The organism is Microbacterium sp. K2 (assembly GCF_051365005.1).
GTDB classification, from domain to species: Bacteria; Actinomycetota; Actinomycetes; order Actinomycetales; family Microbacteriaceae; genus Microbacterium; species Microbacterium foliorum_B.
The window spans coordinates 965,536-977,309 of sequence record NZ_JBLWII010000001.1; the positions used below are offsets into that span (position 1 = coordinate 965,536).

Consider the following 11,774-nt stretch of genomic DNA (forward strand, 5'->3'; position numbering starts at 1 on the left):
CGGACCCTGCACGTCGATCACAATCCGACACGGAACGCGCGCGCTGTGGGGACTCAGCCTTCACCGGCCTACCGTGCAGAGGCAGTCGAGCTCAGTGACCTGCTCTGGTGGCGAGAAGCGAGACTCCCGTGATCGACTCGCTCCAGGCCGACCCGGTTCGTGCGAACACGGCGCCGTCCGCGCCCAGAACCCGCAGGCCGGTGGCGGCTCGCGAGCCCGCTATGGACACCGCATCCGTCGGAGCGACTTCGGTCGCTCCCGGTCCTCCGACGACCTGCGTGACGACCATCCGGTCGGCAGAGTCGGTCAGGAGACCCAGGCGGTCGGCTCCCAGCCAGACGAGACCCACGGCACTGCCGTCGAGCTGCGCCAGCGGCTCGGTCGGTCCGAGTTCGGTGGGCAATCCCGTCTCATCGCGGATCACCGAGGAGACGACGATCCAGCGCTCGCCTCCGATCACGACGGCGGCAGCCACCCTGGCGCCGTCGGCCGACACTCGGATGGCGGAGACCGCCGACGCGTCGGGCCACGCGTTAGCGATCGCCTGCGGGGCGACGTCGCTGCCGATCGCCTGCAGAGAGGCAGGCGCGTTCGACGGCACCGACCAGGTGTAGTCGTATGGGTCCATCGACGGCCGCACCAGGGATGGACGCGCATCGAGCTCGTCGAAACCGCCGTCGCCGGCGAGCCAGACATGTCCGTCGATCAGCTGCACGGCCGCGTGCGAGCTGTCGGCCGACACATCGATCGCCGTGACGGGCTGACCCGCGTTGAGGATCTGATCCGTGACGCCGGGGATCGGGGTGATCTCACCTCCGACCAGCATCCCGAACGTCCCGTCCTTCACGACGAGGCTGCCCGCATCCGCCGTGTCGGTGACGACCTCGACGACGCCGGCCTCCAACACCCGACCGTCGACCGTGAAGCGCACCTGATCGATCTGCACCCCCGCAGAGACGAGGGTTGCCTGAAGCTGTGTACGCATGCGCGCGAGGGTCGTCGGTTCGAGACTGAGCGCCGCGCGGTTCAGCGCGACTTCGGCGATCTGATCCGGGTCGATCGGCACGGAGTCCCGCGCGAGCTGCACCTCCTGGGGGAACGCGCTCTGCACCGCCGGGTCGAGCCACGGGCTCGGCGCACCGCCGATCAGCGACTGCGCGATGGTCGTGGCCACCGTGACGCGTCTGGGGAACCAGCGCACGTCGGGGACGAGCCGCTCCCACGTCTGGTCGAAGTACTGCAGCGCGTAGTCGTCGTAGACACGTGAGAACCTCGACTCGTCGATCACGACGCCGTCCGGCGCCTCGGCGATCCGCCACTGGCCCTTCGTGCGTACGACCACGAAGGCCGAGTTCGACGCTCCGAACGCCTCGGAGTACGCTCCGGTCGCGTCGATGCTCGCGACCTGGTCGAACGCGACCCGCACGTCCGCCGTATCGCCGTCATCGGCCTCCTCACCGTCTTCGTCTTCGTCTTCGTCTTCGAGATTCGAGGTGAAGGAGCGCGTCGCGGCGCTCACGTCGATCGACACTCCGGTGTTCGGGCGCCAGGTCGAGGCGAGTTCGGGGGTGAGGAACCCCCGAGCCGTGTCCCAGTTGTCAGCGGGAGTGATCGCGGCCTCCATGAAGCCCTCGACGATCTCCTCGGGGCCCGCACCGTCCACAGGGCCAGAAGCCAGAGGGAGGAAGTCCTGCCCCTCCGGAGGCGCGCCGAGCGGGATCCCGCGCTGCACGTCTCCCGTCGTCGGGAGACCTGTGCATGCGGAAAGGAGGAGTGCAACCGCCGCGATCGCTAGCCCGCGCAGCGTGCGCCGAGTCGTGGACGTCATTCGATGCTCCCTCGATCGAAGAGCTCCGCCGGCACGTCGGCGAGCTGGATCGGCTGGGTGGCGTCATCGATGTCGGCGAGGGTCTCCTGCGGCTCGAGCGGGACGGGCGAGGGCCCATCCGTCGCGTCACCTCTGCGAGGGAGCGTCAGGACGAAGTTCGTGCCGACCCCGAGCTCGGACCAGACGTCGAGTGAGCCGCCGTGCAGAGTCGCGTCGCCGAGCGCGATCGACAGCCCGAGCCCCGTGCCTCCGAGAGTGCGTTGGCGAGACGGGTCCGCGCGCCAGAATCTGTCGAACACCCTCTCCGCATCGGCCGGGTCCATGCCGAGGCCGAAGTCGCGGACGCCGGCGGCCACAGCATGCTGATTGCTGTCGACGGTGACCACGATCGGCCTGCCCTCGCCGTGCTCGATCGCATTGCCGATCAGGTTGCGCAGTACTCGTCGCACTCTGCGCGGATCCATGTCCACGGGCGAGTACCCGCCTGGAGCCACGAGTCTCAGCTGGCTGCCCCGGTCGTCGGCGAGAGGCTGCATCTGCTCGATGATGTCCTCGGCGAGGTGCGCGAGACTCGTCGCCTCGAGTTCGAGCTGCACCGAACCGGCGTCGTAGCGGCTGATCTCGAGCAGATCCGACAGCAGCGTCTCGAACCGCTGCACCTGCGTGTGCAGGAGCTCGGTGGTGCGTGCGGTCGTCGGGTCGAACTCGCCCCGCTGATCGTTCAGCATGTCGGCCGCGAGACGGATCGTGGTGAGCGGTGTCCGCAGCTCATGCGACACGTCCGAGACGAAACGCTGCTGCACGAGCGACAGCTCGCCCAGTTCTTTGATCTGAGACTCGATGCTGTCGGCCATGGCGTTGAACGAGCGGCCCAGCGTGGCTATCTCGTCTTCACCGTGCACGTCGATGCGCACCCCGAGGTCGCCCGATGCCAGACGCGCGCTGGTCTCCGCAGCCTCGACGATGGGTGTCGACACCGTGCGGAGAACGATGAAGGAGATCGCGGCGACGATCGCGACCAGGCCGATGCCGGCGACCCAGAGAGTGCGCTGCACGAAGACCAGAGTGTTGTCGGCGTCAGCGAGGTCGTAGGCGAAGTAGATCTCGAACGGACCGGCCTCGGGCACGCGCAGCTGCTGTCCGACGATGATTCCCGGCACCTCTCGACCGCCGACCTCGAGCGGCACGGACTGCCACGACTGCCAGTCATCGAACTCGACCACCCTGTTTCTGAGGCCGGAGCTGATCAGATTGTCGCTGAGCCCTGCGGTGAAACCGTTGAGCGCGACGTCCGGGTCGACATCCATGCGGAATCCGGCGAGACCCTCAGCCGTCGAGTTGCGCCCCAGGTCCTCTTGCACGCTGTCCCACAGCTCGGGCAGAGCTGCCGGGTCGTCGCCGAGCGCCGTGGCGTCGAGAGTCGCCTGAGCCTGGTTCACCGAGCGTGCTGCATCATCGAGCGCCTCGCTCTTGCGCGACTCGAACAGATCGTTCTGGATCACGAGAGCCATCGTCACGCAGGTGATCAGAATCGCCGTCGACGTCAGCAGAAGCGTGATCGTCAGCGTTCGGAAGCGCAGGGAGCTGCGCCACAGCGCGCGAAGGAAGCTCGGCCAACCACGCCAGTCGCGGATGACAGCGACCGCCGTGGTGGTCGCTGTGGTCGCGGCCATGGTCTGCCTAGCCCGCGCCCCCGGCACGGTAGCCGACGCCCCGCACCGTCATGACGATCTTGGGGTTGTCCGGGTCGAGCTCGACCTTCGCGCGCAGGCGCTGCACATGCACGTTCACCAGCCGAGTGTCAGCCTTGTAGTGGTAGCCCCACACCTGCTCGAGCAGCATCTCGCGCGAGAACACCTGCTGCGGCTTCGAGGCGAGAGCGACCAGCAGCTGGAATTCCAGAGGCGTCAGAGCGATCGAAGCGGTGCCACGGCGCACCTCGTGGGCGTCGACGTCGACGGTGAGGTCTCCCACTCGCAGCTGCTCCCCCACGTTCTGCGACGTGGGCCGCAACCGCGTTCGGATGCGCGCGACGAGCTCCTTCGGATTGAAGGGCTTGACGATGTAGTCGTCGGCTCCGACCTCGAGCCCTCGCACCACATCGGCCGTGTCGCTGCGGGCGGTGAGCATGATGATGGGGACTCCGGATTCGGCGCGGATCCGCGAGCAGATCTCGATGCCATCCATGCCGGGCAGCATCAGGTCGAGCAGCACGAGGTCCGGGCGCTGTGTGCGCCACTCATCGACCGCCCGCGCACCGTCGGCGCAGAACACCGGTTCGAAGCCCTCGGTGCGCAGCACGATGCCGATCATCTCGGCGAGCGCGGTGTCGTCGTCGACCACAAGAATGCGTGAGGTCATAACTGTTACCTTATGGCACTCAGTACCACGGCCCCCATGTCTACGCGCCGACGGGTCTTGTGACACGATGGGAGCGCACGACGGAGGGAGTGCCGGTGAGCGGCCAGACGTGGACCCCTGCCCCTAAGAAGGGCATCATTCCCCTGCATCCGCTGACTTTCGGGATGCTGCTGAGCAAGTCGTTCGTCGCGCTGCGGCACAATCCCAAAGTCCTCTTCGGCTTCGGCGTCGTGATCCAGCTGGCGGTCGTCGTGCTGAGCGCCACGGTGATGGGCTTCGTGCTCGTCACGACGTTCACACGGCTGGAGTCGCTCTCGCCGGCCTCTCCGGACTTCGAGGCCGTATTCGCAGGCACCATCGCGATGAACATCGTCGCCGGCATCGCGGTGGGTCTCGCGTCCGTCGCATTCACCGCCCTCATGCAGGGCGTCGTCGCAGCCGAGATCGGATTCGCCGCGATCGGGGTGAAGGCGAGCCTCAAGACCCTCTGGCGCAAGATGATCCCGTCGTTCTGGCGGCTGGCGGCATTCGCGTCGCTCTCCGTGATCTTCATCTTCGGCGTGATCGTGATCCTGTTCGTCATCATCGCCGGCTTCGTCGCGAGCGGGCTCGGCGGTTCCGCCGAAGCCATCGGCGGCATCGTCATCCTCGTCCTGGTGCTGCTGCTCGCGATCGTCCCCCTCACTGTCTGGCTCACGACCAAGCTGCTCCTCGTGCCGTCGATCCTCGTCCTCGAGCGCGCGAAGTTCCGCGATGCGCTCGTGCGCTCGTGGCGCCTCACCCGGGGCCGTTTCTGGATCGCCTGGGGAGTCACCTTCCTGATCGGCGCCATCATGGGTGTCGCGATGCAGCTCGTGAATCTGCCCGTCTCCCTGGTGAGTTCGATGCTCGGGTCTATCATCGCCCCGACAGGCTCTGCCGACACCGCCACGATCATGGGCTTCGTCTTCGCGCTCCTCGCCCCGCAGATCCTGCTGCTCGTGCTGCAGGCCATCACCCTCGTGGTGCAGAGCACCGCCGGCACTCTGGTGTACCTCGACAGCCGCATGCGCTACGAGGGGCTCGACCAGGCACTGATCAGTCACGTCGAGAGACGCGATCTCGGATGGACGGACGAGCAGCTCGGCGATCCGTTCGTCGTCGACCCCGAACGCGCCGTCACGAGCGCCCCGCCGCCGAAGCAGGTTCCGGAGTGGGCCACCATGACACCCGCCGGCTATGAGATGCAGCAGTACCCGGGGCAGCAGCCGTACGCCCAGCAGTACCCGGCGCAGCAGTACCCGGGGCAGCCGCCCTACGCGCAGCAGTACCCGGCGCAGCCGTACGCAGGGCAGCCGCACCCGGCGCAGCAGCCGTACGCAGGGCAGCAGTACCAGGGGCAGCCCTACCCGGCGCAGACGCCGTACCCGGCAGCGGTCGCACCGACCCCGCCTCAGACGCCCGTGGGCGCCTCAGCGCCGCCCGCGTACTCGCCCCCTCCTGCTCCCCCGGCCCCCTCAACGCCGCCTGCCGATTCGACCTGGGCCGCACCGGGGGCCGACCGTGAAGGATCTGCATGATCCGCTCGCTCGACGACGTGCGGATCCCCGACGGAGATGAAGCGCGGCAGTGGGCCGAGCAGGAACTCTCCGATCCGCGCTACGCCGATGCGAAGCCCACGTGGTTCGACCTGGTCGCTCGGGACATCGGGCGGTTCCTCGCCGACCTGTTCAGCTCCGACAACGGGGCCAACGTCGGGCCCTCTGCACTGATCGTCGTGAGCATCATCGTCTTCGGCGCTCTCGTGGCGGCCCTCATCATCTGGGGCCGCCCGCGTCGCGCCCAGGCCGTCCGCCGGCCCGGGACCGGCCTGCTCGGCGCAGACGACGACCGCTCAGCCGCCCAGTTGCGAGCCGATGCCGATCGCTGCGCCCGCGGAGGCGACTGGGACGAGGCGACCATCCTGCGATTCCGGGCGCTCGCCAGAGGACTCCTCGAGCGCGACCTCATCGATCCCTCCCCCGGAGCGACCGCGCAGGCCATCGCGCGTGAGGTCTCGGTCGTGTTCCCTGCAGAGACCGTGCCCGTCCGCCAGGCCGCGGTCTCCTTCGACGACGTCCGCTACCTCCGTCATCCGGCGACCGCTGAGCGCTATGCCGAACTCGCGGCCACCGACGATCGGCTCAGCGCGCTGCACCCAGAGGCGGTGACCGCGTGAGCGTTCTCGAGCAGCGCGATGCTCCGGCGTCGACAGCCGAACGTGCACCTCGTGGCCGGCGATGGCGGCCGCTGCTCGGCTGGGCGATCGTCGTGGCGCTCGTTCTCTGCGGCGTCTTCGTGGCGATCCAGGTCGGTGTGCGCATGCCCGATCAGCGCGGCGCACTCGATCCTGAGAGCGTGGGCGATTCCGGAGCCATGGCGATCGCCCAGATCCTGGAGGACAACGGGGTCGAGGTCGCGGTCTTCCGCTCGCGAGATGAGGCACGAGCTGCTCTCGATGACGACACCACGCTCGTGATGGCCAATCCGTACACGCTCACAGACGAGGGGATCTCCGAGCTGATCGACCCGGCCGACCGAGTCGTGTTCCTCTCGAGCAGCACGCATCTGCTGAACCTCCTGCGCATCGGCGACAACGCCTCGCCGGACTCGACCCCGGTGCAGGCCCAGTGCGACGCCCCCGAGTTCGCCGAGGTCGGCACCATCCGCCCTGATCGACTGTTCGCACCGGCCGACGGCGTCGAGGGCTGCTTCGGCACCCGCGACGCGGCTGCCGTACTCATCGACGAGAGCGACGGCACGACGCATGCGGTCGTCGAGGGCGCGCGTCTCTTCAGCAACGCCTACCTCGCGGACGACGGGAACGCCGCCCTCGCACTCGCGCTGCTCGGTCAGACAGACCGGGTCGTCTGGTACGTGCCCAGCTTCGGCGACACCGACATCGAAGGCGAGACCGACGACACGCTCGGCTCGCTCACTCCGGGATGGGTGACACCCGCCATCCTGCTGCTGATGATCGCCGGCGTCGCGGCGGCGCTGTGGCGCGGTCAGCGCTTCGGTCCTCTCGTCGCCGAGACTCTTCCGGTGACCGTGCGTGCCTCGGAGACGATGCACGGACGGGCGCGCTTGACCGCCAAGGCGGGTGACGCCGCGCATGCGGCGGAGGCGATCCGCGACGGCAGCAGGCGCCGGCTCGCACGCAGACTCGGACTCGCCGTCACCGCGGGCGCCGAGGAGGTCGCGGATGCCGCAGCCGACCGACTGCGCATCCCCCGCGGATCTCTGCACGACCTGCTCGGGGGTGTGACGCCCGCCGACGATCCATCGCTGATCGATCTCGCTCGGCGCCTCCAGGAGCTCGAGAGCGCGATCGACGCCTCCTCCTTCACCGAACGGAGATCCGAGTGATCTGCCGATCCCACCGAACCGCCGTCCATCCATCCGAACGGAAGCCGAGGACACCACGTGACCGCTGAGACATTCGACGACGCCGAACTGCGTCAGGCCATGCACCGTGTGCGCACCGAGGTCGACAAGGCTGTCGTCGGCCAGGCGGGCACCGTGACCGGCCTGCTCGTGTCGTTGCTGGCCCGAGGACATGTGCTTCTCGAGGGCGTGCCCGGCGTGGCGAAGACACTCGTCGTGCGCTCGTTCGCACGGGCGCTGGGCCTCGACACGAAGCGCGTGCAGTTCACCCCCGACCTCATGCCCGGCGACGTCACCGGCTCGCTCGTGTACGACGCCCGGACGGGCGAGTTCGACTTCCGTGCGGGTCCGGTGTTCACGAACATCCTGCTCGCCGACGAGATCAACCGCACGCCCCCGAAGACGCAGGCCGCCCTGCTCGAGGCGATGGAAGAGCGGCAGGTGTCCGCCGACGGCATCAGCCGACCGCTGCCCGATCCCTTCCTCGTCGCGGCGACCCAGAACCCGATCGAGCACGAGGGCACCTATTCGCTTCCCGAAGCGCAGCTCGACCGCTTCCTGATGAAGCTGGTCGTGGGCATGCCTGAGCGCGACGCCGAGGTGTCGGTGCTCCGCAAGCACGCGTCGGGCTTCTCTCCTCGCGAGCTCACCGGGGTCGAGGCCACCGTCTCAGCCGATGAGATCCGAGCGGCGCAGGATGCCGCGGGGCGTGTCGAGGTCACCGACGACGTGCTCGGCTACGTCGTCGATCTCGCCAGGGCGACGCGGCAGTCGCCCTCGGTCGAGCTCGGCGCGAGTCCTCGCGCCTCGACGGGCCTGCTGGCCGCCGCGAAGGCGTGGGCGTGGCTCAACGCATCGACCGCAGTCACCCCCGATCACGTGCAGACCATGCTCGTGCCGGTCTGGCGCCACCGACTGCAGCTGCGCCCGGACGCGCAGATGGAGGGCGTGTCGGCGGATGCCGTGCTCACGTCCGTCGTGCAGCAGACCAGGGTGCCGATCTAGGTGTTCGTCACCGGCCGTCTCGCGCTTGCCGTCGCCGTCGGCATAGTCCCGCTCGTCCTCGCCGGGCTCGCGGAGTTCCCGCCGTATGCCGCGCTGGGCATCTGGGTGCTGTTGTGCATCCTGCTCGTGGTGCTCGACGTGCTGCTGGCACCCAGCCCTCGCTCCGTCGTCGTGTCGAGGCGCGTGCCGACCCGCACGCGGATCGGAGAACTGGTTCCGGTGAGCGTCGCGCTGCAGAATCAGGGCGGCCGCACACTGCACGCGGTGATCCGCGACGCGTGGCAGCCGACGGCCGGAGCGGGCGAGGCACGTCAGCGGCTCAGCATCCCGCCGGGTGAACGGCGCCGCGTCTCGATCCCGCTGCTGCCCCGGCGTCGAGGGGAACTCGCGAGCGAGTTCGTGATGATCCGGTCGCTCGGTCCGCTCGGCCTCGCCGGACGGCAGGCCCGCCACATGGTGCGCGGCACCATCAGGGTGCTCCCCGCCTTCTCGTCGCGCAAGCATCTGCCCTCCCGGCTCGCACGGCTGCGAGAGCTGGACGGCAACACGAGCATCCAGGTACGCGGCCAGGGAACCGAATTCGACTCCCTCCGCGAATACGTCCGAGGCGACGACGTGCGGTCCATCGACTGGCGGGCGACCGCGCGGGCGGGGACCACGATGCTGAGGACGTGGCGACCCGAGCGCGACCGCCACGTCGTGATCATCATCGACACGGGGCGCACCGCGGCCGCCCGTGTCGGTGACGGCACGAGGGTCGATGCCGCCCTCGAGGCGTCCCTGCTGCTCGCTGCCCTCGCCGCACGAGCGGGTGACCACGTGCATCTGCTCATGTACGACCGCGTCGTGCGTGCGCGCGTCACCGGCGTCGACGGCACTGCGCTGCTCCCCGCGCTGACCGACGCGATGGCTCCGGTGCACGCTCGCCTCGTCGACACCGACTGGCCGGGCGCGTTCGCCGCGGTTCGCACTCTCACTACTCGCCCCGCGCTGATAGTCGTGCTGACGGCGCAGGATGCCGCCGAGTCGGCTCGCGGATTCCTCGGTGCCTTCCCCGACGCGAGCAGGGCGACGTCCATCCTCGTCGGATCCGTCACCGATGACGGGATCGCGGATCTCGCGGTGCAGCGTGGTTCGCGGGAGGAGATCTACCTCGCGGCGGCCGCCGAACGCACCATGCGCGATGCGGAGAACGTGGCCGATGCGGTGCGTCGCGCCGGAGGAGAGGCCATCGCCGCCGACCCTGAGTCTCTGCCTCCGAGAATCGCCGACCGATACCTCGAGCTCAAGGCCGCCGGGCGGCTGTGAGCCGCTGAGGCATCAGCCGGCCAGAAGTCTCGGGGTCCCCGCCTCGTACTCGACGAGGTCTCCGGTCTCGCCTCGGCGGTAGGCACGACCGCCGATGACGAGCATGTAGATCAGGAACGCGGCGAGCGCAGCGACGCCGATGCCGATCTTGATGGGCCAGGGCAGCGCCCACCCGGTCACGAAACCTTCGATCAGGCCTGAGACGAACAGCGCGAACACGAGTCCTATCGCCACCGTCGCGAGCGAACGCCCCTCGGCGGCGAGAGATTCGCCTCTCGAACGGTGCCCCGGAGCGACCCACGACCAGAAGAGGTGGAGTCCACCCGCCGCGGCGACGAAGATCGATGTCATCTCGAGAAGGCCGTGCGGGAGGATGTAGAGGATCATCACGTCGACCTGATCGTGCGCGGCCATGACGGCGCCGGAGACTCCGAGCCCCATCGCATTCTGCACGAGCACATTGATCGGCCAGAGCCCGGTGATGCCGAACAGAACGCACTGCAGGGCGATCCAGGCGTTGTTCCACCAGACCATGCCCATGAACACCGCTGCGGGGTTCTCGGTGTAGTAGCCGGTGAAGCTCTCGTCGGCGTACTGCTCGAGCAGATCGGGCGGGCCGAGGGTCGCGAGGAGCGCCGGGTCTGCCGAGATCCACGCGGCAGTTCCGACCACGATCGCGATGAACGACACAGCGACGACGAGCGTCGTCCAGCGCAGCCGGTACAGGGCAGCCGGCAGCTGCCGGGAGAAGAAGCGGCCTGTCTGGGTGAGGATGTTGTCGGATGCGCCCGTGAGACGCAGGCGCGCGCGCACGAGGATCGTCGAGAGGTACGCGCCCTGAGGCGATTCGCCCACCGAGGTCTTGAGCTCGGCCAGATCAGCGGATGCCGCGCGGTATCGGACGATCAACTCATCGACGTCAGCCCCGTCGAGCCGGGCGCGGCTCAACTGATCGAGTCGCTCCCACTCGGCGCGGCGCGCATCTGTCAACGCATCGGCATCCACCTGATTTACTGTACTCATGTCTGCCGCGCTCGATGCATCCGACGAGGTTCTCTCCGGCGAAGCCGTCGCGATCGATGTGCAGCCGATCGGCTTCGTCCTGCGAGCCGCGGGGGCGATCATCGACCTCCTGGTCGGCATCGTCGTCTTCCTGCTCACGCTCTTCCTGCGGATCTGGCTGCTCGACATCGGCGTTCTCGACCAGGCGACCGACACGATCGCCTTCATCGCTTCGATCGTGATCAGCTTCGTGGTGCTGCCGATCACGATGGAGGTCGCCCTCAAAGGCCGCAGCCTCGGCAAACTCGCGGTCGGTGGTCGCATCGTTCGCCTCGACGGGGGCGCGACCGGATTCCGCCACGCCTTCATCCGGGCACTCCTGGGCGTTCTGGAGATCTACATGACGCTGGGCAGCGTCGCTGTGCTCGCCGGAGCGTTCAGCGCCCGATCGCAGCGTCTCGGAGACATGGTCGCCGGCACGTACAGCCAGCGCGTGCGCACGCCGAAGCTGATCCCCAGCGTCCCCGTGCTGCCGCCGATGCTCGCAGGTTGGGCGCAGATCGCCGATGTCGCCCGTCTGCCCGACCGCCTCGCTCGTCGCATCTCGCAGTTCCTGCAGAGCGCTCCACGAATGGTGCCGAGCGCACGAGCGAGGGTGGCGCAGGACCTGCTCTCCGAGGCCTCGCCGTTCGTCTCTCCCTTGCCCCAGGCCGCGCCCGAGGTGGCACTCATCGGAATCACCGTGCTCCGACGAGAGCGGGAGCGCAGGGCGCTGCAGAACGCCGATCGCCGAGCGGAGAAGCTCACCGGTCGTCGAGTCGGCGTCTGAGCGCTCGTCCCGCGCCCCACGCCGCCCGCGCTCGAG

At 68.6% G+C, this 11,774-nt stretch carries 10 protein-coding genes; 6 read left to right on the forward strand and 4 right to left on the reverse strand.

Annotation, left to right across the window (positions count from 1 at the left end):
* Positions 1–91 precede the first annotated feature (91 nt).
* Genes ACLKOY_RS04930 through mtrA form a run of 3 tightly spaced genes read right to left on the reverse strand, consistent with a single transcriptional unit; the run spans position 92 to position 4,189 of the window.
* Positions 92–1,828 carry an LpqB family beta-propeller domain-containing protein gene (locus ACLKOY_RS04930; RefSeq protein ID WP_436452676.1) on the reverse strand — a complete coding sequence of 579 codons (1,737 nt, stop codon included), beginning with the start codon at positions 1,826–1,828 and terminating at the stop codon, positions 92–94.
* Positions 1,825–3,501, reverse strand: a complete 1,677-nt coding sequence (gene mtrB, locus ACLKOY_RS04935) for an MtrAB system histidine kinase MtrB (protein ID WP_436452677.1) — start codon at positions 3,499–3,501, stop codon at positions 1,825–1,827. Before mtrB ends, ACLKOY_RS04930 begins: the two co-directional genes overlap by 4 nt.
* Positions 3,502–3,508: 7 nt before the next feature.
* Positions 3,509–4,189 (reverse strand): MtrAB system response regulator MtrA, encoded by a 681-nt coding sequence (gene mtrA, locus ACLKOY_RS04940; protein ID WP_436452678.1) that lies wholly within the window; start codon positions 4,187–4,189, stop codon positions 3,509–3,511.
* A gap of 95 nt (positions 4,190–4,284) precedes the next feature.
* Between mtrA and ACLKOY_RS04945 the strand changes: the two genes are divergently transcribed.
* The 5 genes from ACLKOY_RS04945 (at position 4,285) to ACLKOY_RS04965 (ending at position 9,907) form a co-directional block, all read left to right on the forward strand.
* A complete protein-coding gene (locus tag ACLKOY_RS04945) occupies positions 4,285–5,748 on the forward strand; it encodes a glycerophosphoryl diester phosphodiesterase membrane domain-containing protein (protein WP_436452679.1) in 1,464 nt (487 codons plus the stop codon).
* Positions 5,745–6,386, forward strand: coding sequence for a DUF4129 domain-containing protein (locus ACLKOY_RS04950; protein ID WP_436452680.1), 642 nt, complete (start codon positions 5,745–5,747; stop codon positions 6,384–6,386). Before ACLKOY_RS04945 ends, ACLKOY_RS04950 begins: the two co-directional genes overlap by 4 nt.
* Positions 6,383–7,576, forward strand: coding sequence for a DUF4350 domain-containing protein (locus ACLKOY_RS04955; RefSeq protein WP_436452681.1), 1,194 nt, complete (start codon positions 6,383–6,385; stop codon positions 7,574–7,576). Before ACLKOY_RS04950 ends, ACLKOY_RS04955 begins: the two co-directional genes overlap by 4 nt.
* A gap of 99 nt (positions 7,577–7,675) precedes the next feature.
* Complete coding sequence (locus ACLKOY_RS04960) at positions 7,676–8,599, forward strand: AAA family ATPase (protein WP_436454091.1); 924 nt, start codon at positions 7,676–7,678, stop codon at positions 8,597–8,599.
* Positions 8,600–9,907, forward strand: coding sequence for a DUF58 domain-containing protein (locus ACLKOY_RS04965; protein WP_436452682.1), 1,308 nt, complete (start codon positions 8,600–8,602; stop codon positions 9,905–9,907).
* A gap of 12 nt (positions 9,908–9,919) precedes the next feature.
* Here the strand turns inward: ACLKOY_RS04965 and ACLKOY_RS04970 are convergent, their stop codons facing one another.
* Positions 9,920–10,912: a stage II sporulation protein M gene (locus ACLKOY_RS04970; RefSeq protein WP_436454092.1), complete on the reverse strand. Its 993-nt coding sequence runs from the start codon at positions 10,910–10,912 to the stop codon at positions 9,920–9,922.
* A 16-nt stretch (positions 10,913–10,928) separates the two neighbouring features.
* Here ACLKOY_RS04970 and ACLKOY_RS04975 point away from each other — a divergent pair, with 16 nt between their 5' ends.
* Positions 10,929–11,738, forward strand: a complete 810-nt coding sequence (locus ACLKOY_RS04975; RefSeq protein WP_436452683.1) for an RDD family protein — start codon at positions 10,929–10,931, stop codon at positions 11,736–11,738.
* Positions 11,739–11,774: the final 36 nt, after the last annotated feature.